The organism is Microbacterium sp. NPDC058269 (assembly GCF_042881445.1).
GTDB lineage: Bacteria > Actinomycetota > Actinomycetes > Actinomycetales > Microbacteriaceae > Microbacterium.
Map to the genome: position 1 here is coordinate 1 of NZ_JBHVXT010000004.1, position 24,650 is coordinate 24,650.

Annotated in this window: 27 protein-coding genes, 1 tRNA gene and 1 pseudogene; 11 read left to right on the forward strand and 18 right to left on the reverse strand. The window is 68.7% G+C overall.

The features are described 5' to 3' along the window. Positions 1-293: pseudogene (locus tag ACFVWL_RS17155) on the reverse strand (hypothetical protein); the annotation flags it as partial. Positions 294-541: 248 nt separating this feature from the next. Continuing rightward, positions 542-1,168 carry a ComEA family DNA-binding protein gene (locus ACFVWL_RS17160; RefSeq protein WP_387185368.1) on the reverse strand — a complete coding sequence of 209 codons (627 nt, stop codon included), beginning with the start codon at positions 1,166-1,168 and terminating at the stop codon, positions 542-544. 185 nt (positions 1,169-1,353) lie between these two features. On the opposite strand from ACFVWL_RS17160, the gene ACFVWL_RS17165 reads away from it, so the two are divergent. Beyond that, complete coding sequence (locus ACFVWL_RS17165; protein WP_387185371.1) at positions 1,354-1,992, forward strand: phosphatase PAP2 family protein; 639 nt, start codon at positions 1,354-1,356, stop codon at positions 1,990-1,992. A gap of 62 nt (positions 1,993-2,054) precedes the next feature. Here ACFVWL_RS17165 and leuS read toward each other — a convergent pair whose 3' ends face one another. Beyond that, positions 2,055-4,631: a leucine--tRNA ligase gene (gene leuS / locus ACFVWL_RS17170; protein WP_387185872.1), complete on the reverse strand. Its 2,577-nt coding sequence runs from the start codon at positions 4,629-4,631 to the stop codon at positions 2,055-2,057. A 34-nt stretch (positions 4,632-4,665) separates the two neighbouring features. Next, positions 4,666-5,985, reverse strand: a complete 1,320-nt coding sequence (locus ACFVWL_RS17175; RefSeq protein ID WP_387185374.1) for an anthranilate synthase component I family protein — start codon at positions 5,983-5,985, stop codon at positions 4,666-4,668. A gap of 41 nt (positions 5,986-6,026) precedes the next feature. On the opposite strand from ACFVWL_RS17175, the gene ACFVWL_RS17180 reads away from it, so the two are divergent. From ACFVWL_RS17180 to ACFVWL_RS17190, 3 genes are read left to right on the forward strand one after another with little or no spacing between them, the layout of a single operon-like run. Beyond that, complete coding sequence (locus ACFVWL_RS17180) at positions 6,027-6,698, forward strand: DedA family protein (RefSeq protein WP_387185376.1); 672 nt, start codon at positions 6,027-6,029, stop codon at positions 6,696-6,698. Positions 6,699-6,702: 4 nt separating this feature from the next. Further along, positions 6,703-7,728, forward strand: a complete 1,026-nt coding sequence (locus ACFVWL_RS17185; protein ID WP_387185378.1) for an App1 family protein — start codon at positions 6,703-6,705, stop codon at positions 7,726-7,728. Between the two features lies 1 nt (position 7,729). Next, entirely contained in the window at positions 7,730-8,593 is an 864-nt protein-coding gene (locus ACFVWL_RS17190; protein ID WP_387185381.1) for a 3-methyladenine DNA glycosylase, read from the forward strand. 3 nt (positions 8,594-8,596) lie between these two features. Here ACFVWL_RS17190 and ACFVWL_RS17195 read toward each other — a convergent pair whose 3' ends face one another. From ACFVWL_RS17195 to ACFVWL_RS17210, 4 genes are read right to left on the reverse strand one after another with little or no spacing between them, the layout of a single operon-like run. Then, positions 8,597-9,811: a glycoside hydrolase family 3 N-terminal domain-containing protein gene (locus ACFVWL_RS17195; RefSeq protein ID WP_387185384.1), complete on the reverse strand. Its 1,215-nt coding sequence runs from the start codon at positions 9,809-9,811 to the stop codon at positions 8,597-8,599. Between the two features lie 25 nt (positions 9,812-9,836). After that, positions 9,837-10,511, reverse strand: coding sequence for an SDR family oxidoreductase (locus ACFVWL_RS17200; RefSeq protein WP_387185386.1), 675 nt, complete (start codon positions 10,509-10,511; stop codon positions 9,837-9,839). Positions 10,512-10,539: 28 nt separating this feature from the next. Then, a complete protein-coding gene (locus ACFVWL_RS17205) occupies positions 10,540-11,067 on the reverse strand; it encodes a hypothetical protein (protein WP_387185389.1) in 528 nt (175 codons plus the stop codon). Next, positions 11,064-11,855, reverse strand: a complete 792-nt coding sequence (locus tag ACFVWL_RS17210) for a hypothetical protein (protein WP_387185392.1) — start codon at positions 11,853-11,855, stop codon at positions 11,064-11,066. Before ACFVWL_RS17210 ends, ACFVWL_RS17205 begins: the two co-directional genes overlap by 4 nt. Before the next feature lie 139 nt (positions 11,856-11,994). On the opposite strand from ACFVWL_RS17210, the gene ACFVWL_RS17215 reads away from it, so the two are divergent. Then, positions 11,995-13,017: a DUF2804 domain-containing protein gene (locus ACFVWL_RS17215; RefSeq protein WP_387185394.1), complete on the forward strand. Its 1,023-nt coding sequence runs from the start codon at positions 11,995-11,997 to the stop codon at positions 13,015-13,017. Here the strand turns inward: ACFVWL_RS17215 and ACFVWL_RS17220 are convergent. Further along, on the reverse strand, positions 13,004-14,071 hold the full coding sequence (locus ACFVWL_RS17220) for an NAD(P)-binding domain-containing protein (RefSeq protein WP_387185397.1): 1,068 nt from the start codon (positions 14,069-14,071) through the stop codon (positions 13,004-13,006). The two genes, ACFVWL_RS17215 and ACFVWL_RS17220, sit on opposite strands and share 14 nt — an antisense overlap. A 160-nt stretch (positions 14,072-14,231) precedes the next feature. Between ACFVWL_RS17220 and ACFVWL_RS17225 the strand changes: the two genes are divergently transcribed. The 6 genes from ACFVWL_RS17225 (at position 14,232) to ACFVWL_RS17250 (ending at position 17,284) form a co-directional block, all read left to right on the forward strand. Beyond that, positions 14,232-14,304, forward strand: a tRNA-Ala gene (locus ACFVWL_RS17225). Positions 14,305-14,405: 101 nt separating this feature from the next. Beyond that, complete coding sequence (locus ACFVWL_RS17230; RefSeq protein ID WP_387185400.1) at positions 14,406-15,035, forward strand: hypothetical protein; 630 nt, start codon at positions 14,406-14,408, stop codon at positions 15,033-15,035. Between the two features lie 107 nt (positions 15,036-15,142). Beyond that, positions 15,143-15,328 carry a hypothetical protein gene (locus ACFVWL_RS17235; protein WP_387185403.1) on the forward strand — a complete coding sequence of 62 codons (186 nt, stop codon included), beginning with the start codon at positions 15,143-15,145 and terminating at the stop codon, positions 15,326-15,328. Between the two features lie 62 nt (positions 15,329-15,390). Next, positions 15,391-15,885, forward strand: a complete 495-nt coding sequence (locus ACFVWL_RS17240; RefSeq protein ID WP_387185405.1) for a hypothetical protein — start codon at positions 15,391-15,393, stop codon at positions 15,883-15,885. 102 nt (positions 15,886-15,987) lie between these two features. Beyond that, a complete protein-coding gene (locus tag ACFVWL_RS17245) occupies positions 15,988-16,578 on the forward strand; it encodes a DUF305 domain-containing protein (protein ID WP_387185408.1) in 591 nt (196 codons plus the stop codon). A 67-nt stretch (positions 16,579-16,645) separates the two neighbouring features. Continuing rightward, complete coding sequence (locus ACFVWL_RS17250) at positions 16,646-17,284, forward strand: CueP family metal-binding protein (RefSeq protein ID WP_387185411.1); 639 nt, start codon at positions 16,646-16,648, stop codon at positions 17,282-17,284. Positions 17,285-17,425: 141 nt separating this feature from the next. Here ACFVWL_RS17250 and ACFVWL_RS17255 read toward each other — a convergent pair whose 3' ends face one another. The 9 genes from ACFVWL_RS17255 to obgE all read right to left on the reverse strand — a co-directional run bounded on the left by ACFVWL_RS17255 (position 17,426) and on the right by obgE (position 24,550). Then, positions 17,426-17,710, reverse strand: a complete 285-nt coding sequence (locus ACFVWL_RS17255; RefSeq protein ID WP_387185414.1) for a hypothetical protein — start codon at positions 17,708-17,710, stop codon at positions 17,426-17,428. A gap of 141 nt (positions 17,711-17,851) precedes the next feature. Then, entirely contained in the window at positions 17,852-18,541 is a 690-nt protein-coding gene (locus tag ACFVWL_RS17260; protein WP_387185417.1) for an SDR family oxidoreductase, read from the reverse strand. A 1-nt stretch (position 18,542) separates the two neighbouring features. After that, entirely contained in the window at positions 18,543-18,926 is a 384-nt protein-coding gene (rsfS, locus tag ACFVWL_RS17265; protein ID WP_387185420.1) for a ribosome silencing factor, read from the reverse strand. Next, positions 18,926-20,107: a hypothetical protein gene (locus ACFVWL_RS17270; protein ID WP_387185423.1), complete on the reverse strand. Its 1,182-nt coding sequence runs from the start codon at positions 20,105-20,107 to the stop codon at positions 18,926-18,928. Before ACFVWL_RS17270 ends, rsfS begins: the two co-directional genes overlap by 1 nt. Then, on the reverse strand, positions 20,104-20,709 hold the full coding sequence (nadD, locus tag ACFVWL_RS17275; protein WP_387185425.1) for a nicotinate-nucleotide adenylyltransferase: 606 nt from the start codon (positions 20,707-20,709) through the stop codon (positions 20,104-20,106). Before nadD ends, ACFVWL_RS17270 begins: the two co-directional genes overlap by 4 nt. 6 nt (positions 20,710-20,715) lie before the next feature. Continuing rightward, entirely contained in the window at positions 20,716-20,940 is a 225-nt protein-coding gene (locus ACFVWL_RS17280; RefSeq protein ID WP_021198522.1) for a hypothetical protein, read from the reverse strand. Between the two features lie 65 nt (positions 20,941-21,005). After that, positions 21,006-22,259 carry a glutamate-5-semialdehyde dehydrogenase gene (locus ACFVWL_RS17285; RefSeq protein ID WP_387185428.1) on the reverse strand — a complete coding sequence of 418 codons (1,254 nt, stop codon included), beginning with the start codon at positions 22,257-22,259 and terminating at the stop codon, positions 21,006-21,008. Positions 22,260-22,268: 9 nt separating this feature from the next. Next, positions 22,269-23,054, reverse strand: a complete 786-nt coding sequence (gene proB, locus ACFVWL_RS17290; protein WP_387185430.1) for a glutamate 5-kinase — start codon at positions 23,052-23,054, stop codon at positions 22,269-22,271. Further along, positions 23,051-24,550, reverse strand: a complete 1,500-nt coding sequence (gene obgE, locus ACFVWL_RS17295; RefSeq protein WP_387185432.1) for a GTPase ObgE — start codon at positions 24,548-24,550, stop codon at positions 23,051-23,053. The genes proB and obgE overlap by 4 nt, the downstream gene beginning before the upstream one ends. Between the last annotated feature and the right edge of the window lie 100 nt (positions 24,551-24,650).

A 24,650-nucleotide genomic window follows, 5' to 3' on the forward strand; every position in this document is an offset into this window, starting at 1 on the left:
TCGCGCGTGGGGAGGGCGAGGGCGACGGTAAGGCCGGTGGCTGCCATCGCGGCGAGAATCACCACGACGAGGCCTCCCCCGCCGAGAAACCGCCGAGCTGGTCCACGACGTGTCGCGAGCATCATCACCACCGCGCCGGCGGCGCAGCCACCCACCACCCACCACGAACACCGCGGGACGAAGACGCACAGCAGGGCCCCCGCCCATACCGCTACGACCAACGGCAGCAGTCGCAGATCACGGGGCTTCCCGCGCGGTCGAGGATTCTCCGTGCGGATTCCTGGCTGCGACATCCCGCCACGCTACGAGCGTGCACCGACCACACGTCGCAGCAATCCCGGCAGCTGCGGACAACCTCAAACGAATAGCCACCGGTGCAGAGATCGAACCTTGCCGCCAATGCCTCCCACACGTCGTCGCGCACAGGGCGGGAGTCGCCGCTGATGCGCGCTTCCCCCCTACGCCTGTCGCTGAGCTTGCGGCTACTGGAGAGTGCACGTCGGTGGTTGGCGAGGACGTGGCTCCGCGCATCGCCAGGGCCTCAGACCCGCACCCCGTCACGCATACCCGCGAGCAGCTTCTCCCCGATCCCGGGCACGGCGAGAAGGTCGTCGATCGACGTGAACCGACCGTTTTCCTCCCGCCAGGCGATGATCCGCTCCGCAAGTGCCGGACCGATGCGCGGGAGCGTCTCCAACGCGGCCTGATCGGCGGCGTTGAGGTCGATCCGGTCATCGCCCGGTGGCGGTGCCGCTCCGCCTGGAGCACCGACCAGTGCGCCGGCTGCCGGTACGACGATCTGTTCCCCGTCTTCGAGTACCCGTGCGAGATTGACCGCGGTCAGGTCGGCGTCGGCGGTCGTCCCGCCCGCAGCCGCCAGCGCATCGACGAGCCGGGCATCGAGATCGAGCACGTAGAGCCCTGGCTTCTCGACAGCGCCCAGAACGTGCACGTAGAGCTCACCGGTCGACTCGGGCCCAGATCCTGAGCCTGGGCCAGTTCCCGTACCCGTGTCCGTCAGCGGCACCGATTCGACAGGCGCAGCCTGCCCCCGCATGATGCCCAGCCCCACGGCAGCTGACAGCACGACGAGCGCCAGCACCACCGCCGCACCGATGCTCAGGCGCAGTCGACGCCGAGGCGGGAGGGGTGCCTGGGGAGATGCCATCCGGCCACGTTAGGCGCGCCGCTCGGCCCGGGCCGGTGCCTCGGCCCGCAGCGGTGGACAAGCGCCTGAGACCGCACACCGTGCAGAAGAAGGTCCTGGGCCTCACCACATCTACACCACAGGAGCGACGCGGCTACATCTCCGGACGGATGCTCTTCAGGCGTCGACCTCATACGTTCGGAATCATGCCCTCGACCCGTCTGTCCGTGCGCAGCGTCCTGCCCTTGATCATCACGACCGGGTTCGCGGTCCTCCTGCTGTCGATTCCGGTACCCGGCAGCCTGAGCGTGCTCGGCACGCGGTGGCTCCTTTCGGCGACCTCGGGTGTGCCCGGGATCGAGCTGATCTCCGACGCCGGACTGATGCTGCTCGCCGCGATCACCGCCGTAACCCTCGGACGCGCCTGGTGGACTCATCCGGATCGCCGACCGCAGATCGTGATGGCCGCGGTAGGCGTCGCCCTCGCGTACCTCCTGAGCGAGGGCGGAAAGCTCGTCTTCGCCCAGGAGCGCCCGTGCTCGGTGTGGGCGATCGCCACCGAGTGCCCGCCACCGGGAGACTGGTCACTGCCGTCGAATCACGCCACGCTCGCGTTCGGTGCCGCCGCAGCCATCGCCCTGACTGTCGGTCGGTCCTGGCTCACCTGGTCGGCGATGGTGCTCGCCGCAGTGGTCGCGGTCGGCCGCGTCGCGGAGGGCGTGCACTACCTCCACGACATCGCGCTCGGGGCGGTCCTCGGCGTCACGGTGCCGATCGTTCTCGTCGCCCTGGCCGAGAGAATACGACGAACCCACCGCACCGGATCGCCGGCACGTCACGAATGAGATCGGGGACCCTGCGGACTCTGCAGGATCCCCGACCGGATCGTCCTCCGAGGAGAAGGCGATCAGCCCTTGACGACGAAGCTCACGATCTTCGGAGCGCGCACGACGACCTTCACGATCTCGCGGTCGCCGATCGACCGGATCACGCGCTCGTCGGCGCGTGCCAGGGCCTCGAGCTCGGACTCGCCGATACGGGCGGAGACCTCGAGCTGGGCGCGCACCTTGCCGCCCACCTGCACGACGGCGGTGATGGTGTCCTCGATCAGCAGCGCCGGGTCGGCGGAGCGCCACGTCACCAGGCCGACGGAAGGCTCGTGGCCGAGGATCTCCCACATCTCCTCCGCCGTGTGCGGAGCGATGAGGTCGAGCATCACGGCGATCGTCTCCGCCGCCTCGCGGACGGCGGGGTCAGCCGCACCGGCGGCACCGTCGATCGTCTTGCGGGTGATGTTCACGAGCTCCATCAGGCGCGCGACCAGCACGTTGAACTTCGTCTGCTCGACCAGTGCGGGCGCTTCGGACAGCAGCTTGTGGGTCGCACGGCGCAGGGCGGAGTCGCCGCCGTCGAAGACCACGTCGACCGGGCTGGATACCTCGCCGGCGATGCGCATCGCGCGTGCCAGGAACTTCTGGGCGCCGGTCGTCGAGACGTCGGCCCAGTCCTTGTCGTCCTCCACAGGACCGGCGAACGCCAGCCCCACGCGCAGGGCGTCGGCGCCGTGGGCGTCGAGCTCCTCCTGGAACAGCACCAGATTTCCCTTGCTCTTGGACATCTTCTGCCCGTCGAGCAGCACCATGCCCTGGTTGATCAGGTTCGAGAAAGGCTCGGTGAAGTCGATCAGCCCCATGTCGAACAGGACCTTCGTGATGAAGCGCGCGTACAGCAGGTGCAAGATGGCGTGCTCGACGCCGCCGATGTACGAGTCGACCGGCGCCCAGCGCGATGCCTGAGCGGGATCGAATGCCACGGTCTCGCTGTTCGGTGAGAGGAACCGCAGGAAGTACCACGAGCTGTCGACGAACGTGTCCATCGTGTCGGGGTCGCGCAGCACGGGGTCGCCCGTCTGCGGGTCGGTCGTGCGCACCCAGCTCTCGGCTCCACCCAGAGGCGACGTGCCCTTGGGCTTGAGGTCGAGTCCTTCGACGCTCGGCAGCTTCACGGGGAGCTTGTCCTCGGGAACCGGGATGATGCTGCCGTCTTCGGCGTGCAGCATCGGGATCGGCGTGCCCCAGAACCGCTGGCGCGAGATGAGCCAGTCGCGCAGACGGTAGTTCTTGGCGGCACGGCCGGTTCCGGTCGCCTCCAGCTGCTCGATCGCCCGCGCGATGGCATTGCGCTTGGAGAGTCCGTTCAGCGCACCGGAGTTGATCATGCGGCCCTCGCCCGTGAGCGCGACACCCGTGGTGGCGGGGCTCTGCTCCTCGAGCGCGGCGCCGGTGTCGATCGGCACACCCTCTTCGTCGACCTCGATCACGGGCATCGCGCCGGTGACGGGAGCCGTGGTGTCGACGACCACCTTGACGGGCAGGTCGAACGCACGGGCGAAGTCCAGGTCGCGCTGATCGTGCGCGGGAACCGCCATCACCGCACCGTGACCGTAGTCGGCCAGCACGTAGTCCGCGGCCCACACCGGCAGCTTCTCGCCGTTGACGGGGTTGATCGCGTAGCGCTCGAGGAAGACACCGGTCTTCGGACGGTCCGTGGACTGCCGATCGATGTCGGTCTCCTTCTGCACCTGCTCCAGGTACGTCTGGAAGCGCTGGCGCACCTCGTCAGGAGCATCGGCCGCGAGCTCCGAAGCCAGGTCGGAATCCGGTGCGACTACGAAGAACGTCGCGCCATGCAGCGTGTCAGGGCGCGTCGAGAACACCGTCACCGGCTCCTCGCGCCCCTCGATCAGGAAGTCCACGTCGGCGCCCACGGAGCGGCCGATCCAGTTGCGCTGCATCTGCAGCACCTTGTGCGGCCAGAATCCCTCGAGCTGGTTCAGATCGTCGAGCAGACGGTCCGCATAGTCGGTGATCCGGAAGTACCACTGCGTGAGCTTCTTCTTGATGACCTCGGCACCGCAGCGATCGCAGCGTCCGTCGACGACCTGCTCGTTCGCCAGCACCGTCTGGTCGTTCGGGCACCAGTTGACCGGGCTCTTCTTGCGGTAGGCGAGCCCGCGCTCGTACAGCTTCAGGAACAGCCACTGGTTCCAGTGGTAGTACTCGGGGTCGGACGTGTGCAGTACACGGCTCCAGTCGAACGAGACGCCGTACTGTTCGAATCCGACCTTCTGCTGCGCGATGTTCTGGTAGGTCCAGTCGCGCGGGTCTGCCCCCTGCCGGATCGCGGCGTTCTCAGCGGGCAGACCGAAGGAGTCCCAGCCGATCGGGTTGAGCACGTTGTGCCCGCGGTGACGCCAGAAGCGGGCCACGATGTCGGAGTAGAGGTAGTTCTCGGCGTGCCCCATGTGCAGGTCGCCCGAGGGGTACGGGAACATCGCGAGCACGTACCGCCGGGGGCGGGTGTCGTCGTCGCCGCCCGTGAGGAACGTGCCGTTCTCCGCCCAGTACTTCTGCCACTTGTTCTGGATGGCGTGCGCCGACGGGGTCTCGTCGTCGGCAGGAGCGGTGGACAGGTTCTCAGACAACGAACGCACGACCAATCTGAAGGAAAAAGCGGGATCAGTTCAGGATATCGGAACGCCAGAGGGCAGGCATTCCGGCGCCGAGCGCGGCGAGAGGCGCCCGGGCCTTGGTCGCGACCTCAGCCACCTCCGATGCGGCGACTGAGCCCCAGGTGATCCCTCCGCCGGCCCCGACGACGGCGTGCTCCGCCTCGATCAGGATGCTGCGGATCACCATCGCCAGATCGAGGGTCCCGTCGGAGCCGATGTAGCCGAAGCACCCGGCGTACACACCGCGTGGCCCACCCTCCAGTTCGTGCAGCCGGGTCATCGCCGAGAGCTTCGGAGCGCCGGTCATGCTCCCGGCGGGAAAGGCCGCCTCCAACAGGCTCTCGACCGTCGTCCCCTCGGCCGCGACACCGCTCACCGTGCTCACGAGCTGGTGCACGGCGGGATAGCTCTCCACGACCCAGAGCCCCTCGACGCGGATGCTCCCGGGCTCGCACACCCGCGAGAGGTCATTGCGCATCAGGTCGACGATCATGACGTTCTCGGCGCGCTCCTTCCGGTCCATCGCGAGCTCTGCGGCGAGCGCGGCGTCTTCGACGGGGTCGGCGCTTCGGGGCCTGGTGCCTTTGATGGGGCGGGTGCGGATGACTCCCCCTGCGGCATGGAGGAACTGCTCCGGGCTGGCACTCAACAGGGTGCGGTCGCCGATCCGCACGAATCCGCCATGATGTGCCGGGGTCGCGGTGCGGAGCCGACGGTAGACGTCGACGGGGTCGTGGCTACCGGGCACGGTGAAGCGTGTGGTCAGGCACAGCTGGTAGGCGGTGCCTGCGCGGATGAGGTCGCGGCAGCGTTCGATGAGTGCGGCGTACTCACGCGGGTCGTGTCGGGCCAGGGCGACACGTGTCGGGGGTGCGGCGGCAGGCGGGTGCTCGCCACCCGGTCGTCGCGCCTCACCGATGATCGTGGCCGCCCAGCCCCCCAGCTCCTCATCCGTGCTGAGTGCCCACGCGCGCCGCAAGGTGTGGTCGAAGGCGACGACACGGGTGGCGCGCAGCCAGGAGCCGCCCTTCTCTCCTGTGGAGCCGTCCACCGGCGCCCCGGCCACGGCGGCACCGCTCTCGTAGTCGAGCCAGCCCACCCATCCCCCGGTGAACGGCGGCAGCTCGGGATCGGTGGGGGTGACATCGAGGCGCACTTCTCGCGGAAGGGTCGAACGCTCCCCCGTCCCGACGAAGCTCCACCCCGTCGTGGCGTCGGCTCCGGCGTCGAGCCAGAACAGATCGTGCGCGCGGGGTTCGAGCATCCCGAAGACCTCTGCCGGCTCCACCCAGGCGGGAAGCGGTCGAGCACTCAGCTGTTCGGGCACCTTTCCAGCCTAGGACCGGGTGGCTCCCGTATCCTCATGGGGTGGACGACCTCCTGATCTGGCTCCTCGACACCGTGCAGTCGATCGACCCGGTCGCCCGCACGCTCATCGCCGGGCTCGCCGTGATGCTGGAGACGAGCATCCTGATCGGCCTCATCGTTCCCGGTGACACGATCGTCATCATCGCCTCCATGGGTGTGGCCACTCCTCTGGAGGGCATCGCGATGGGTGTCGCTGTCGTCATCGGCGCACTGATCGGCGAGAGCATCGGCTTCTGGTTGGGACGATGGCTGGGCCCGCACATCCGGGTGTCGTGGCTGGGGCGCAGGATCGGGGAGCACAACTGGGTGCGTGCCGAGAACTATCTCGAGCGCCGCGGGGGCATCGCGATCTTCCTCTCCCGCTTCCTCCCCGTGCTGCACTCCCTCGTTCCCCTCACCGTCGGCATGAGCGAGTACCCGTACCGCAAGTTCCTGGCGTGGACGGCTCCTGCCTGCGTCCTCTGGGCCACCGCGTACGTGAGCGTCACGTCGCTGGCCGCCGGCAGCTTCCGCGAACTGGTGGATCGCGTGCACTTCGCGGGGTACATCTTCGTCGGTGTGATCGCACTGTTCCTGCTCCTGGCGTTCCTCGGGAAGAAGCTGCTGCAGCGCATCGAGGCCCGTCACCTGGAGGCCCCGGAGGCGGAGGCCGACGCCGACGTGAAAGACTGAGCCAATGGCATCGGCTCCCCCAGCCCCCCGGATCCACTGGTTCGCCCGACTCGAACACCGCCTCCATGTCTGGCGTGAAGGTCGTGCGCGCCGTCGCGGCCGTGTCGCGACGATCCTTCCCTTCCCCGGATACGGCGGTCCCGGCTGGGTCCGTGTCGTCGGCCGGGTGCTGATCGTGCCGCCGCAGCGTCGCACGCGAGACGGTGAGCCCGCAAGCGTGCGCGGATGGCGCAGCTTCGTCGGCATCCCCGTGGGCTTCGCCGCCGTGAGCGTGCATCTCGGTGACACCACGCATCAGGTGGCGGCCGACCGCGGGGGCGTGATCGATGCCATGATCCGTGTCGACCTGGAGCCCGGGTGGCAGACCTTCACGTTCTCCGTCGAGGGGCAGGAGCCTGTCGAGGCACGGGCGTTCATCGTGGCCGAGGGCACCTCGTTCGGCGTCGTGTCGGACGTCGATGACACCGTGATGGTGACGGCGCTGCCTCGTCCCTTCATCGCGTTCTGGAACTCCTTCGTACTCGACGAGCACGCACGTCTTCCCGTGCCGGGGATGGCCGTGCTCCTCGACCAGCTGCTGCGCCAGCACCCGGGCGCGCCGATGGTCTATCTCTCCACCGGCGCCTGGAACGTCGCCCCCACCCTGTGGCGGTTCCTCGGCCGTCATCTCTTCCCCGCCGGTTCCATGCTCCTGACCGACTGGGGCCCGACGCATGAGCGCTGGTTCCGCAGCGGGCGTGAGCACAAGCTGACGAACCTGCGCCGCCTCGCGACCGAGTTCCCCGAGGTCAAATGGCTGCTGATCGGCGACGACGGCCAGCACGACGAGTCGATCTACAGTCAGTTCATGGACGAGTACCCCGACTCCGTCGCGGGTGTCGCGATCCGTCGCCTCCTCCCTGCCGAAGCTGTGCTCGCCGGTGGGCGGGCCGGCCACGAGCCGCATTCCGAGGGGACTGCCCCGTGGGTGAGTGCCGAGGACGGCGCCGGCCTTCGCGACCTGCTCGGCGAAGCCGGCATCCTGCACTGACATGATCATCGCCCGTCAGGACTGGCTCCTCCGCGAAGCGGCGCACCGCGAACGTGCCGATGTGCTCACGGCCGCGCACCGCGACCGGGCGACCCGAGCCGAGAAGCATCCGGTGTGGGACTTCCTCTTCACCTACTACTCGTACAAGCCCGCACAGCTGCGTCGCTGGCATCCCGGTGCCGGTGTCGAGCTCGACGAGGCCGCGGAACGTCTCGACTGGCGCTGGTACTCCCCCGGACGGTCTGCGGGAAGCACCGTTCCGGATGCCGCTGCTTTCGGCAGGGAGAAGGCGGAGTTGGCGGGGCTCATCGAGAAGATGCTCCGCCGCACGGCATCACGCCCCGGGCAGTTCGGCTGTTTCGGACTGCACGAGTGGGCGATGGTGTACCGCGCAGACGAGCACCGTCACGCGGTCCCGTTGCGGCTGGGGCAGGCGGGCACCGATGCCGTCGTCGAGAACCACGATCTGCGCTGCACTCACTTCGATGCGTTCCGCTTCTTCACCCCCGAGGCGGTCCCCCGCAACCGCACGTCCTTGAGCCGCGACGAGCAGCCCCTGTTCGAACAGCCCGGTTGCCTGCACGCGGGAATGGACCTGTACAAGTGGGCGACGAAGCTCGGGCCACTGATCCCGGGGGAGCTCCTCCTCGATGCTTTCGAGCTCGCTCGCGATATCCGTCTTCTCGACATGCAGGCCGCACCCTACGACCTCGCGGCCTGGGATGTGGTGCCGGTACCCATCGAAACGCCCGAGGGCAAGGCCGAGTACGTCCGCCGGCAGCGAGGCTTCGCCGATCGTGGCATCGCGCTTCGAGTCGCGCTGCTGAACGCGTGGCTCGGCGACGGAGCGCGCGAGGCGGCCTGAGCGTCAGCCCACCGGCTCGCAGTCGCCGCAGAGAGACCACCCGGCCGTTGCCGCGGCGATCTGCATGCGCAGCGCGACGACCCGAGTGGCCGCGTCCTCGAGCCGCTCGGCGGGAAGGGTTCCCGCATCGACCGCCGCGGCGATGCCCGCCACCATCGATCCGGCCGTCTGCGCATCGGAACCCGCGATCATCAGCACCAGATCGTTCCCCGCGGCGATCGCCGTCACGCCGTTCGCGACCGGGTCGGCGTAGGCCGGGTCCCCTGAGGACAGGAGCATGCCGAGGTCGTCGGTCACGGCCACTCCCTCGAACCCGAGCTCGTCCCTCGCGATCTCATGCCAGGTCGGCGAGAGAGACGCCGGCAGCGGATCGACGGCCGTGTAGGCCAGATGCCCGTACATCAGCAGGGACGCCCCGGCGTCGATACCGGCCGCGAACGGGACGGCTGCGGTGGCGCGCCATTCGTCCAGTCCCATGGTCGTGCTCGGAATCGCACGGTGCGAGTCTCCCGGCGCCGCGCCGTGGCCGGGGAAGTGCTTGAGCGTCGAGGCGACGAACTGCTCCTGCGCCGTGGTCGCCGCTGCCACCCGCTCCGCCGCAGCATCGGGATCGGTGCCGAGCGCACGTCCGTGGATGAACGAGGCGGGGTCGGCCGTGTAGTCGGCCACGGTGCCGAAGTTCACGGTGATCCCCGCCCGCGCCACCAGAGAACCTCGTGCAGCGAACGCCGCGGACGTCTCCTCGGCCGGGAGCCCCTTCAGCGTGGTGGAGGCGGCGTAGTCGTCGCCGTTCACTCGCGAGACCAGGCCGCCCTCCTGGTCGACGGCGATGAGGGGTGGCAGGGAGGTGTCGACGGTCAGCGCGGCGGTGAGTTCCTGCAGTTCGGCTTCGGAGGCTGGGATGTTGGCACCCATGAGGATGAAACCACCCAGCCCCGACTCCATGTATGCGCGGAGCGCTGCCGGATCGGTGCCCGCCACGTGTCCCATGACCACTGTCGACGCCCGTTCCGCGACGGTCATCTCCCGCACCAGTGCTTCCGCGGGTTCGGCGAACCTCTCCGGCCCTGTGCTCGGCGCGGTGGTCTCGGGGCTGCGCGCGGCTGAAGGCGATGTCGGGGTCGTGACCGATGCCGAGGCGGTCGAGGAAACGCAGAGCCCCACGGCCGCGGCGAGCGCGAGTACGCCGGCCGCCCATCCCCGGTGTCGAGACTTCACGGTCGTGGATGCGGTGCGGAGGGGATCAGCAGGACAGCGCCTCGGCGATCGGCACCGCGGAGTCGAGGTCGCCGTTGCCGTTGCCGTTGCCGTTGCCGAAGCGGATCGTCCGACCGACCGTGCACGGCTCGTGCAGCGAGGCCGTAATCACGGCGGCGACATCGGCGCGAGACACCGCACCCCGACCGTCCGGATCGATCTGGATGCGGCCGGTCGGCTCATCGAAGGTGAGCGTGCCCGGCGCGAGGATCGTGCCCTCGAGGCCCGTACCGCGCAGGTGTTCGTCTGCGGCCCACTTGGCGTCTGCGTAGGGGAAGAAGGAGTCATCCTGCGGAACACCGTGATCTGCCGTGGAACCGAGCCATGACACCATCACGTACCGCCGGACGCCCGCGCGTTCGGCCGCGTCCATGGAGCGCTGCGCGGCATCGCGGTCGACCGCGTAGGTGCGCTCCGCCGATCCACCGCCGGCACCGGCCGACCAGACGACGGCGTCATGGCCGCGGATGATCTCGGCGAGCGCCTCGACGTCCATGCTCTCGACATCGGCGACCAGCGCTTTCGCGCCGCCGGCTTCGACATCGGCGGAATGATCGGGGTTGCGGATCACCCCCGTCACCTCATCTCCCCGGGTGACGAGAAGCGGCGCGAGCAGAAGGGCGATACGGCCGTGGCCGCCGAAGACGATGATTCGCGACATGCCTTCACCCTACGCGCCCTCGCGTACCTCAGCGCGGGGTCTGGTCGCTGTCGATCACGAAGGCCTGCGGGTGCCCGGGGAGGTAGCGCACGACGATCAGCTCCCCTCCGGGGATGTAGGCGTCGCGGTCGGGATACACGGCGGGAGTGAAGAAGTTGCTCTCCAGCGTGTACTCGACCCCCTCGGCCGTCGTGAAGGTGACCCAGTCCCCGTCGAGCGTCGCCGCCGTCGGTCGACCGTTGTCGTAGATGTACGCGCGGGTGACGGGTACGCCGGTCAGGCTGAGGATGCCGATCACCAGGGACGCGAGCATGAGGAATGCCAGCAGCCGCGCGGCGATGCGCACGATCCCTCCCCAGGCCTGGCCGCGCGGTCGCTGATCCGGCCGCAGCAGGCCCTCCCGCTCGCGGATCGCCCGCAGCTCTCCTCCGGGCAGAGCGCCCCGCGCGGAGAGCGCGAACAGGCCGAGGATGGAGAACCCGGCGATGAACACCATCGCGTATCCGTGCGACGCCGGGAAGTTCACCAACCAGATGAGGGTGTCCATCGGGTTCATCGCCCCGCCTCCTTCTCGATCGTCACCGCGACGGTCTGCGGGTCCTCACGCCGGTAGAACGCCCACACGGGCGATCCGACCTGCAGATACGGGATGGCCTGCGGATACACGAAGACGGTGGTGTCGGCCTCCCAGGTCGCCGCCCCCTCCGGCGCCATCAGCACGCGCAGGGCGAGCTCGCTCTGCCCCTCACGGCGTCGTCCGGTGGGCCGCACCTCGAGCACGGACGCCGTCACCGGGATCCCGCTCGTGCGCGCCCGCACCTGCGACGGATCGATCAGCCCCCGCTCGATGCGCCACTGCAGCATCGCGTCGCGCACCGAAGGATCCGTCAGGTCCGCGAGTTCCACGGTGTCCTGGTCCGTGAGGCTGTATCGCACCGGGACGGGGAGCCCGACCTGCAGGCTCGAGATCTCCGAGGGCTCGACCAGCATCCGCAGCTGTGCGATGAACTCCTCTGCTGCGCTCGGGGTGACCCGGATGAACAGGTCGTACTGCGGCACGTCGTTGACGGTCAGACCGGTCCGGTCGACCTCGACGATCGTGCCCACGCCGATCTGCGCCTCTCCACGGACCGTCTTGCGGCGTCCGAGGCCCGACAGCATCCCTCCGAAGGTCAGCAGCAGCCCCCAGGCGACGCCGATGATGATCGGGGCGCCGAGGGTGTCCTCGCCGGAGAAGGGAAGGATCGACTGTCTCTGGTCGACTCCGAACAGACCTTCCCCGGCCCAGATGACGAGCCAGGCGGACAGCACCAGCCAGACGACGATGAACACGATGCGGAGCATGCACTCAGGGTATCCAGGCGCCGATTCCCTCCCGAACACAGGTTCTGTACCGGGTCCCGCATCGTTCGAGACCCCGTCCTCTACACTCGGGTCAACGACGCCGACCCGAGACGGTGTCCCTTCCGACAGCAGGACGACGATGCCCACACCGCTGATCGAGCGCGAGATCACCGCGCACGTGTCGCTCACCACACCCGACGGCGCGCTGAACCGCGATGCTCTGGGTTGGTCGCGAACCCCCGTTCACGACACCTCGGGCATTCCCGGCCGCGGGCACTGGGGGCGCAACAAACGGTGGGAGTACTGGAATGTGATGACGCCGTCGCACATCATCGCCTTCACGGTCTCGTGCGTCGACTACATGGCGCTGCACGAGGTGTGGGTGCTCGATCGTGCGACCGGTGACGACATCGGCACGACGGTGATCTCGCCAGGAGGTCGCAGCGCGACGCTGCCGAGCTCTCTGGGTGCGGGCCCGGCACGAGCACGCACCCGTCGGATCACCATCGACATCGACGAGACGTTCGACGGAACCCGTCTGCGCGGCACCGCTCCCCGCGTGTCGCTCGACCTGCTCGCCGGGCGTCCCGCCGGTCACGAGTCCCTCGGCGTCGTCGTGCCGTGGCGGCAGGGTGGAGACATCCCCCGCTTCCAGTACACGGTGAAGGATGTGGCGCGCCCGACCACCGGAAGCGTGACCGTCGACGGCGTCACGCACGACGTGCCCGCGGGCAGCTGGGCGGTGCTCGACCACGGACGCGGCCGCTGGCCCTACCGTGTGCACTGGAACTGGGCTGCGGCGGGCGGTGCCGTCGACGGCCGCGTCATCGGTCTGCAGCTCGGCTCGAAGTGGACCGACGGCTCGGGAGCGACCGAGAACGCGCTTCTCGTCGACGGGCGCCTGTCGAAGATCAGTGAAGAGCTCGTATGGGACTACGACCCTCAGCGCTTCATGCGCCCGTGGCATGTGCACGGGACGAGCGCCGACCTCACGTTCACCCCGTTCTACGACAAGCACTCGCGCACGAACGCGCTGGTGATCTCGAGCACGACGGATCAGCTGTTCGGCATCTGGTCGGGTTGGGTGCTCGATGACACCGGGACGCGCGTGCACGTCGACGGCATCGAGGGCTTCGCAGAAGAGGTGCTCAACCGCTGGTGACCCGCACGTCCGCGGACTGCAACGCCCGCTGCACCCCCTTCGCCGCCGAGCGACCGGCCCGATTCGCGCCGATCGTGCTCGCCGACGGCCCGTAGCCGACCAACTGCACGCGGGGATCGACGACGGCAGTCGTTCCCCGTCCGTTCCGGTCGAGCTGGATGCCCCCGGCGGCGCTGCGCAGATGCAGCGGGGCCAGGTGACCGATCGCGGGGCGAAAACCCGTGGCCCACAGGATGACGTCGACCTGCTCGAAGCTGCCGTCGGCCCAGCGCACGCCGTCGGGCTCGATCCGCTCGAACAACGGACGCCGGTCGGCGTAGGCGCCCAGGCGCTCCGCCTCCCGCTCCTGCGGGCGGAGCATGAGCCCGGTGACGCTGACCACGCTCTCCGGAGGAAGCCCGGCGGCGACGCGCTGCTCCACGAGAGCGACAGCGGCAGCTCCCGCCTCCGGAGTGAAATCGTCGTTGCGCCACACCGGCTCACGGCGGGTGACCCACAGCGTGTCGGTGATCGGCGCGAGCGCACCGAGGAACTGCACGGCGGAGGCGCCCCCGCCGACCACGAGCACCCGTTTGCCGACGAAGTGCTCCGGTCCCGGATAGTCGACGGTGTGCAGCTGCTCGCCGACGAATGTCTCCATGCCGGGGAAATGCGGGAGGAACGGGTGCGACCAGGTGCCGGTCGCATTCACGAGGGTGCGGGTCATCCACTCTCCTTCGCCGGCCCGGACGACGAGCAACCCGTCCTGGTCCTCCACCCGATCGACATGCACGGGGCGGACCACAGGGAGGGCGTGCTTCTTCTCGTAGTCGGCGAAGTATGCCGGCACGGCCTCGTTGGCGCGCGCACCGTCACGGGGCGGAGGGGTGCCCGGCAGCTCCGCGACTCCGTGCACGTCACGCATCGTCAGCGCGTCCCAGCGATGCTGCCAGGCACCCCCGGGCTGCTCGTCGGCGTCGAGGACCACATGCGAGATGCCCAGCCTCGAGAGGTGGAAAGATGCCGAGAGGCCGGCCTGCCCTGCGCCGATCACCAGACTGTCGAGGATGCTCACGCCGGTTTCAACGCCCCGCACCACGGGCTTGTTCCTCCACGCTGCCCTCCGCACCGCGCTCCCCGCGATGACGCGCCCGGGATGCCCGCTCCGATTGGTGCTCGCGTCGATTCGTGTAGTACTCTTTTCAAGTTGCTCCGGCTGGTTCGGAACAGCGTCTGGGCCTGTGGCGCAGCTGGTAGCGCACCTGCATGGCATGCAGGGGGTCAGGGGTTCGAGTCCCCTCAGGTCCACAGAAAAAGCCCCCGGTTCTCCGGGGGCTTTCTTCGTCTCGGGCGGCGGTGGCGGTGCGGGCACGGAAACGACTGCCCGGCAGATGCGACCAGGAGGCCTCATGGCGGAGACACCCCTCACCTACGCGGACCGAGCCCGCGCGCTCCAGGGATACCGCACGGTGAGCCGCCTCATCGCGGACGACGACAACGTCTTCCTCGACCCGTACTCCGCTCTGATCTCCGATCACGCGCACATCGGCACGGGCAACGTGTTCTACCCGAACGTCCGGATCGACGCCGTCCCCTCCTCCCTCCGCATCGGTGACGACAACCGCTTCTTCGAGGGCACCCGCATCGACGCGACCGGCGGCGGACGTGTGGACATCGGTGACACCAACGAGTTCGGCCCGCACGCGGTCGCTCTCCTCGCCAATCGTCCCGATGCGACGATCACGGTCGGAAACCGGGTCCGGCTCCGGGGAACGATCGACGTCGCGGGAGCATCCACGCTGGAGGACGGATCGCAGATCCTCGGCGACATCAGCGCGGTGAACGTCGCACTCACCGGCGGGGGAAGCCACCGCGAAGCCGATCCCGATCTCCGCGGTGCCGTGCTCAAGGGCCGAGGGCGCGCCACCGGGGTAGCGGTGGCGCGCGGGCACGTCATCAACGGCGACGGTGATTTCGCCACCGCCGCCGTCGAGGCCCAGTCGGTGTATCACCCCCACCCCCGATCCGCCGGGGGCTGAGGACGCTGCACCGCTCGCATTAGCGCGCGTCGTCGCGCGCGTCAACCCGATTCAGCTCGCCCACTGCCCGTTCTACCGTGAACGCACCTCGACGAAAGGATGCGATCATGTCGAACCCCGTCATTCCTCCGGTGCCTCCGATCCCCCACGATGATGACCCAGCCGGCGTGCCGACCAGAGACGTCGACGGCGACCGCGTGCTCGACGCGGATGTCGATGACGCGCTCGTCGACAGCGCCGAGGCCGACCGTGTCGCGGCAGGGGCGGATGAGGACGACGAGAGCGACGTCTGAGCACGTCCCCGCCGCAGTTGCCATCTCGGTCACCTCGGCTCTCCCCGCCTAGACTTGCTCTCATGGCACCGGTGGCGGCAACGCGGAACGGAAGAGGCTCATCGAGCATCTTCCGGGGCGTCTTGGCGGGCGTGCTGCTCGTCGCCGCGATCATCGTCGGGCTGCTCGGCATGCACACCGTGAATCTGCACGGGACCGCAGCGGCCGACGCTCCGGCGACGGTGGCGATGTCCGTGAGTGAACCCGCATCCACGCATCACGGCACAGCCCAGGTTCAGGCGCACGCACCCGCACACGCACAGCCGCAGGCCCACCCGTCCGGAAGCTCCACGAGCGCGGCAGATACCTCCTGCGCGGGCTGCGGCACCGACGACCACGCCGGCATGGCGATGATGTGCGTGCTCGCGCTTCTGCTCGCCCTCCTGCTCCTCATCGCACCCGCTGCGCTTCGTCGCTGGTCGGGAGCGATGTTCCGGCCGCCTTTCACCGACAGCGTCAGGGCACGACTCCTCGCCCGCGCCCCCTCACTCCACGTTCTCTGCATCAGTCGAACCTGAGCAGCCCGGAGCCTGCGCTCTCGCGCCCGGCTCCCCGCCTCTCACACACATGCGCGCGCCGTCCGGCGTGCGCGCAACGACTTTGCGTATTGGAGAACACCCATGAAGATTCGTGTTGCGGCAACGGCCGCACTCGCCCTGTCCGCCGTCCTCATGCTGTCCGGCTGTGCGGACGGCCCCGACGACGGAGCCATGCCCGGCATGGACCACGGCGCGTCGTCGCCGTCCGCCGGAGTCGACGATGCCGACGTCATGTTCGCGTCGATGATGATCGTCCACCACGAGCAGGCGATCGAGATGAGCGACATCGTGCTCGCCGCGAGCGGGATCGACCCCGCCGTGACCGCGCTCGCCCAGCGGATCAAGGCTGCTCAGGGCCCGGAGATCGAACAGCTCGAGGGCTGGTTGGACGAGTGGGGCGTCGGCTCGGACGATCGTGACGCGAGCGGGATGGACCATGGCGACGGGATGATGAGCGAAGACGACCTCACCGAGCTGCGAGATGCGGATGGTCCCGAAGCGTCTCGGCTGTTCCTCGAGCAGATGATCGTGCACCACGAGGGCGCCGTCGAGATGGCGCAGACGCAGGTCGACGATGGGAGCGACCCGGAAGCGGTCGAACTCGCCCAGAGGATCATCGACGCGCAGACAGGCGAGATCCAGGAGATGAAGGACCTCCTCTCCGCTCTCTGACCCGTTCGGGGCCGGTGCCGCCGCATCTCGACCGGCACCGGCCCCGCTTCCCCCGAAGGACCACACCATGAACCACACCGCCCCACACACCTTGCCCGCTTCTTCCCCGTCGACGGGACGAGGGAAGCTGTCTGCAGCGCTCGCCGCACTGGCCGTCGCCGGCATCGCCCTGGCCGGATGCGCCGCGCTCACCCCCACCGCCGACGGCGATTCGATGGCGGCAGCGCAGGAACTGCTCGCATCGCATGATCTCGCGGGACTCGACGTCGAAGAGGTGATCGAGCGACTCGACGCGATGCCCGTCACGGATCGACCGGACGATCTGCTCGCATCCGTGCAACCCGATGCGCTCGTGCTGCGTGACGAGAACGGCCGGGAAAGCCGACTGCCGATGCCCGAAGACTCGGTGTACGTCTCGATCGCACCGTTCCGCGAGCAGACGCACGAGTGCCACTTCCACAGCCTTACGACGTGCCTCGGCGAACTCTCCGACACCGAGGTACGGGTCATCGTCACCGCGGATGACGGAACGGGGCTCGTCGACGAGAAGCGGCGCACTCAAGACAACGGCTTCATCGGCATCTGGGTGCCCCGAGACGTCGACGCCACGCTGACCATCGAGAGCGAGGGCCTCACCGGGACCGTGCCTCTGTCGACCACGTCGCCGGATGACCGGACCTGCATCACCGACCTGCAGCTGCTCTGATCGGCAGCTCCTCTGATCGGCAGCTCCTCTGCTCCGACCGGTGGCTCCCGCTCGGCTGGTCGACGCCGCGGAGACGCAGAAGCGCACCCCACGCTGCTCGTGGGGTGCGCTTCTCCGTGGCGGTCGGAGCCGCCCGATCGGCTAGGTCGCCATCAGCGGCGGCCGGTGCGGAATGGAGATCGGACGTGTGGCTCTGCTCGAGCCACGCATCCGCTCGACATCCTCGAGCACCTCGAAAGCCGTCCCATATCGGGTGGCGAGTGGCAGGTCGCGCAACCAGGTCACTTCGACTTCGGTGTCGGCGAGCTCGTACACGCATGCGACCACGTGGCGAGGATCGTTGGGCGAGTAACGAAGGTCGTTGATCACCCACTCCGAGGTCGTGATGCGATTCAGCATGAAACGCGGATCCGGAAGTTCAGACATGTGGGGCCCTCCAGGACTCTCTCTCCATAGAGAGTGCGCCACGGACGACGGCCGGGGAAGCCCCTTGACACCACGCGCGGAGGGTGCCGTCGAGGTTTTCGCCCGGAAGGCGGGGCGGAACGAGTCCGTTGAGCCCCCGGCTCAGCGGCCCGGACGCACTGTGAGGTCGGTGATCTCCGCGTCGCGCGGAAGATCGAGGGCGGTGAGGATCGTCGTGACGACGGCATCGGGCGTGATGAAGCGACCGGCGTCGTAGTCCTGTCCCTCTTGCTGGTGCACACGCTCCTGCATCGGAGTGGCGGTGCGCCCGGGGTAGATCGACGTCACCCGCACACCGTGGCCCGCCTCCTCGGCCCGCAGCGCGTCGGCGAGGGCCCGGAGACCGTGCTTCGACGCCGCATATGCCGCCCACCCGGCGTTGGCACGCAGTCCCGCCCCCGAGTTCACGAACACGACCTGACCCTGAGACACGCGCAGAACGGGCAGAAGAAGGCGCGTGAGCTCGGCAGGAGCGACGAGGTTCACGGCCAGCTGCTGTTCCCACAACGCGGGAGCGAGGTCGGCCACGTCACCGAGGTCGACGACCCCGGCGACGTGCACGAGCGAGTCGATCCGGTCGGGCAGGTGCTGCTTCGACAGTGCCCACGACAGACGACCCGGCTGAGCCAGATCTGCGACCAGGACGGATGCTCCCGGAAGGCTCTCTGCGATCTGTCTGGCGCGTCCGGCGTCGCGGGCCAGCACCACCACGTCATCGCCACGGTCCAGCAGACGGCGTGCGAGGACTGCGCCGATGCCGGAACCCGCACCGGTGATCAGGTGCGTGGGCATGTCAGCTCGGGTCTGTGGCGGCGGGCTCTGCCACGTCGATCGGCACGACGGGGCAGTCCTTCCAGAGGCGCTCGAGGCCGTAGTAGACGCGCTCCTCCTGATGGAAGACGTGCACGATCAGGTCACCGAAGTCGAGGAGCACCCATCGGGCCTCGGCGCGTCCCTCGCGCCGTACGCGCTTGTGGCCCGACTCGATCAGCCGGTCCTCGATCTCGTCGGCGATGGCGGCGACGTTGCGCTCGCTGTTTCCGGTGACGAGCAGGAAGATGTCGACGAGCGGCAGCGGCTCGGAGACGTTGAGTGCGACGAGGTCTTCACCGCCCTTGTCGATGGCGGCTTGTGCTGCGAGACGCAGCATCTCTTCGGCAGTTTCAGGTGATTGCATCAGAACACATTCGTGGTGATGGCGATGATGACGACGACACCGACAGCGAGGGCGAGGCCTCCGGCGACGATCGCCAGGGTGATCATCAGCCGGTTGCCCTTCTCAGGCGCCGGCGGACGGATCACCTCGCCGGCGGGCTTGATGGTGCTGACCGCCGAGCTGGCGGCGATCGGCGTAGGCGACGACGCGGGGGGAAGCTCGCCGTCGATGAGAACGGCGTCGACATCCTTGCCGTCGGTGGTTCCGAGGGCATGGCCCTGCGAGCCCATACCCTGCGGCAGTTCGTAGGAACCGGTCACGAGGATCTCGCCGGTGGATGCGACGGGGCCCGAGAGGGACCCCTCGCCCGGAGAGGGGGTGAAGATCAGGGCGTTCGGCGCGGAGTGCTGCGAACCGGTGGAGTCGCCCACGGTGAGCAGCTCGTCGAACGACGGGCGGAAGGGGGCGTGCGGGTCGGGAGCATCAGCGAGGAGCCCCTCCCCGAAAGCGGAGTTGACGGTGGGACGCTCGTCGGTCACATCGTCGTCATCGGCATCGTCCACGTCGGCGAGCACATCGTCGGCGTCACCGGCGTCGTCGTCGGCGACCTCGGGAGCAAGACCGAGAGCCGAGGCCACGTCGTCTTCGTCCGCGGCCTGTTCTGCGGGCTCCTCGACGGCGTCCAGCGGCACTTCGCCCACCGAGTCGGCGACGACGGATGCGCGCACGGGCGCGACGGAGACCTCGTCGTCGACGTCATCGTCGTCGTCGTCGCCGGGTTCTTCGTTCCTGGAGGGGTTCGGGACGTCCGGCGCGATCTCCGCCGGGCCCTCGGCGACGACAGGGGCCGCCTCGAACGTCGACTCATCCGGGTCGTGATCGGTCTCCACGTCGTCGGAATCGTCCGCGGCACCCTCGGCAGCAATCACGGGCACAGACGCCGTGCGGACCTTCTCCAGCTCGCGCGCCTGACGACGCGTCAACGGGGCGTCGCCGCTCTCGTCGTCGACGACGGGCGCCGACGGTGCCGGTGCGACCTCCACGGGGTCGGCAGCGCGCGGCAGTGGCGGCGCGGGGGGTGCCGCCTCAGCCGCCGCAGCGGCCTCCTCGCTGGAGATGACCGGGGTCGAACCCGTCAGCCGGATCTCCCGCAGCTGCTTTCGCGTCAGCGGACCCTGCTCCTGCTGATCCGATGTACTCATGCCTTGCTCCGATACAGATGATGCTTCGCGATGTACTGAACGACCCCATCAGGGACCAGATACCAGACCGGCTGATCGTCGCGAACGCGTTCACGGCAGTCCGTCGACGAGATCGACAGCGCCGGCACTTCCAGTTGGCTGACGTTGTCGCTCGGGAGGCCGTCGGTGCTCAGGACATGTCCGGGGCGTGAGACCGCGACGAAGTGGGCCAACTCCCACAACTCATCATGGTCCCTCCAACTGAGAATTTGCGCTACGGCGTCGGCTCCCGTGATGAAGAAGAGGTCGGCATCCGGTCGATCGCGCTTCAGATCGCGCAGCGTGTCGATCGTGTAGGTGGGGCCCTCGCGGTCGATGTCGACCCGGCTCACCGTGAACTGGGGGTTCGAGGCGGTGGCGATCACCGTCATCAGATAGCGATGCTCGCTGGGCGAGACGCCCGACTTCTGCCACGGGTGCCCTGTGGGCACGAAGACGACCTCATCGAGGTCGAAGGAGTTCGCGACCTCGCTGGCTGCGACCAGGTGGCCGTGATGGATGGGGTCGAACGTGCCGCCCATCACGCCGATGCGCGGGGTGCGCGTGGTCGCAGCGTCGTTCATGGGGGCCTAGTGGCCGTGTCCCGCCTCGTGGCCGTCCTTGCCGTGCTGCGCGGCCCAGGCCTCGGCCTTGGCCGAGTGGCGATTGGCGACGTTCTTGTAGGAGAAGGTCACCAGCCCGAGGAAGGCGAACACGACCGCAGCGATGGCTCCGAAGATCACCGTTTCGAGCGCGACGTTGCCGTGGTGCTCGGTTTCGGCAGCGGCCATCGCGATCTGTGCGACGAGGTTCATCCTGACTCCGTTTCGTGGCGTGCTGTTCGGGATCCTGTGAGGTACAGCGTCCCCCAGTCTAGCCCTCAGCCGCGGGTCTGCCCCGACCCACGCGCGAGCCATTTCGTGCTGGTCAGCTCGGACAGGCCCATCGGCCCCCGGGCATGCAGCTTCTGGGTCGAGATGCCGACCTCCGCACCGAAGCCGAACTCACCGCCGTCGGTGAAACGGGTGGACGTGTTCACCATCACGACGGCGGAATCCACCTCCGCGAGGAAGCGCTCCGCGTTGCGCGAGTCTGTCGTGATGATCGACTCGGTATGGCCTGTGCTGTACCGACGGATGTGATCGAGCGCCTCGTCGAGGGAGTCGACGACCTTGATCGCGATGTCGAGGCTCAGGTACTCGGTCTCCCAGTCCTCCTCGACAGCGGGGATGACGTTCGAGACGAGGCCGGCGACCATGTCGTCACCGTGGATCGCGACACCCTCGCTCTGCAGTGCGCTGGCCACCAGCGGGATGAGCCGCGGGGCCGCCTGACGATGCACCAGCACGGTCTCCACCGCATTGCACACGCTCGGGCGCTGCACCTTGGCGTTCACGACGATGTCGCTCGCCCAGTCGTCCGGGGCCGTCTCGTCGAGGAAGATGTGGACGTTGCCCGCTCCGGTCTCGATGACGGGCACTGTCGACTCCGTCACGACGGCTTCGATGAGGCCGGCGCTCCCCCTCGGCACCAGCACATCGATGAGACCGCGGCCGTGCATGAGCGCCTTCGCCCCCTCGCGACCGAAGTCGTCCACGGTCTGGATCGCCTCGGCGGTCAGCCCGGCGTCTTCGACCGCACGCCGCATGACGTCGACGAGCACGGTGTTCGACTCGCGGGCGGCACTCCCCCCGCGCAGCACGACGGCATTGCCCGAGCGCAGTGCGAGCGCAGCGATGTCGACCGTCACGTTCGGGCGGGCCTCGTAGATGGCGCCGACCACCCCGAAAGGCACCCGCACCTGCTCGAGGGCGACGCCGTTCGGCATCCGGTGTCCCCCGACCACGCGCCCGACCGGGTCTGCGAGTGCGGCAACCTCGCGCACGGCGGCGGCGAGGGCGGCCACCCGCTTCTCGTCGAGGCGCAACCGGTCGATCAGCGAGTCGCCGATGCCATCCTCGCGTCCGCGGGTGATGTCGCGCCCGTTCGCCTCGATGATGCGCGGCGCGGCCTGGAGCAGGGCGACGGCGATCGCCTCGAGCACACGCGCCTTATCGTCGCTCGTGAGCGAGGCGGTAGCGCGGGAGGCCTCTTTGGCGCGCTCGAGACGCACCTGCGGGGTCTGGTCGGTCATCCGCCCAGTTTATGAGGTGGCGGGCTCGAACCAGGTTCCGATTTCGGCACCGGCGAGAGCCTGTTCGACGAGGTCCGCGCTGGTGACGAGCACACCGATACCGGATGCGGCGGCGAGACGAGCGGCCGAGACCTTGGTGGCTGCTCCCCCGGTCCCGACGCTGTTGACGACGGTCGCCCCGAACTCGAGACCGGTGAGGTCGGCGTCCGGTGCCACCACGTCGATCGGCTCGGCGCCGGGATCCGTCGGGGGCTTCGTGTACAGCGACTCGATGTCGCTGAGCAGGATGAGCACGTCGGCTTGGATCAGCTGAGCGACGAGCGCACCGAGCCGGTCGTTGTCGCCGAAACGGATCTCCTGCGTCGCCACCGTATCGTTCTCGTTGACGATCGGCAGGGTGCGCAGACCGAGCAGCCGCTCCATCGCGCGACGGGCATTGGAGCGCGACGTCGGGTTCTCGAGATCGCCCGTCGTGAGGAGCACTTGACCTGCGACGATGTCGAAGGGACGAAGCGATTCCTGGTACCGGTACATCAGGATGTTCTGCCCCACAGCCGCCGCGGCCTGCTGGGTCGCCAGGTCGGTCGGACGCGCGTCCAGGCGCAGGAAGGGGATGCCGGAGGCGATCGCACCCGATGACACCAGCACGACCTCGGCTCCGCGTGCATGCGCTGCCGCCAGAGCCTCGACGATGACGGGGATGCGCCAGGCCGACTCTCCGCTGATCGAAGAGGATCCGACCTTCACGACGATGCGGGACGCGGTGGGGAGATCCGCGCGGGTGCGTGCTGTCACTCGCCGTCCTCGCGGTACGCGGCGAGACGCTGCGTCTCGACCTCGGCACGCGCTTCGGCCTTGGCATCCATGCGCTCGTAGTACTGCTCGCGTCGCTCCGACGTGGTCCGGCGCGCATTCGGCGCGAGACGCGGATCGGTTCCGCGGGGCGCGCTCATCAACTCCGCCGCCGAGGTCATGGTGGGCTCCCAGTCGAAGACGATGCTGTCGCCCTCGCCGATCACGACGGTCGAGCCCTGCACCGCGCCGAGGCGGAAGAGCTCATCCTCGACACCGAGCTTCTCGAGTCGATCGGCGAGATAGCCGACGGCCTCTTCGTTCTGGAAGTCGGTCTGCTGCACCCACCGGACCGGCTTCTCGCCCATGATGCGGTAGACGTTGCCGTAGGTGCCGCCCTCGACCCGGATGCTGAAGTCCTTCTTGGAACCTCGCGGCCGGATGACGACGCGCTCGGGCGGCGTCTCGAGCGCGGCTTCGGCACGGGCCTTCTCGACGAGCTCGCCCAGCGCGAAGGTGAGCGGACGCAGACCCTCGTGGGAGACGGTGGAGATCTCGAACACACGGAATCCGCGTGCCTCGAGGTCGGGGCGCACGAGTTCGGCGAGATCGCGCGCCTCGGGCACGTCGATCTTGTTCAGCGCGATGAATTGCGGGCGCTCCAGCAGCGGGGTCTGTCCCTCGGGAACCTCGTAGGCGCCGAGCTCGGCGAGGATGACGTCGAGGTCGGAGATCGGGTCGCGGCCGGGCTCCAGAGTCGCGCAGTCGAGCACGTGCAGCAGTGCAGAGCAGCGCTCGACATGGCGGAGGAATTCGAGACCGAGCCCTCGGCCCTCGCTCGCACCCTCGATGAGACCTGGCACGTCGGCGACCGTGTAGCGGAAGTCGCCGACCTGGACCACGCCGAGGTTCGGGTGGAGGGTCGTGAACGGGTAGTCCGCGATCTTGGGCCGGGCGGCGGAGATCGCGCCGATCAGGCTCGACTTACCAGCGGACGGATACCCCACGAGGGCGATGTCGGCGACCGTCTTCAGCTCGAGGACGATGTCGCCCTCATGCCCGGGAGTGCCGAGCAGTGCGAAGCCGGGAGCCTTGCGCTTCGGGGTGGCGAGGGCGGCATTGCCGAGCCCGCCCATGCCGCCCTTGGCGACGACGAACCGCTCGCCGGGGATGATCATGTCGATGAGGACTTCGCCCGCGGTGTTCTTCACCACGGTGCCGACCGGGACGGGCAGCTCGAGCGTCTCGCCCAGGAACCCGGAGCGGTGGTCGCCCATCCCGGGGCCGCCGTTGCCCGAGGAACGGTGCGGCGAGTGGTGGTACGAGAGCAGCGTGCCGGTCTGCGGGTCGGCGACGAGCACGACGTCGCCGCCGTCACCACCGTTGCCGCCGTCGGGTCCGCCGAGCGGCTTGAACTTCTCGCGGTGCACGGAGACGCAGCCGTTGCCGCCCTTACCCGCACGCAGGTGCAGTGTGACGGTGTCGACGAACGTGACCATTTGCTAGTCCTCTGGGTTGCTGTGCATTTTCGGAGGGCAGATACACGGACGGGGCGAGCCGAAGCCCGCCCCGAACCGGATATCTAGTGTCGCGCTGTGA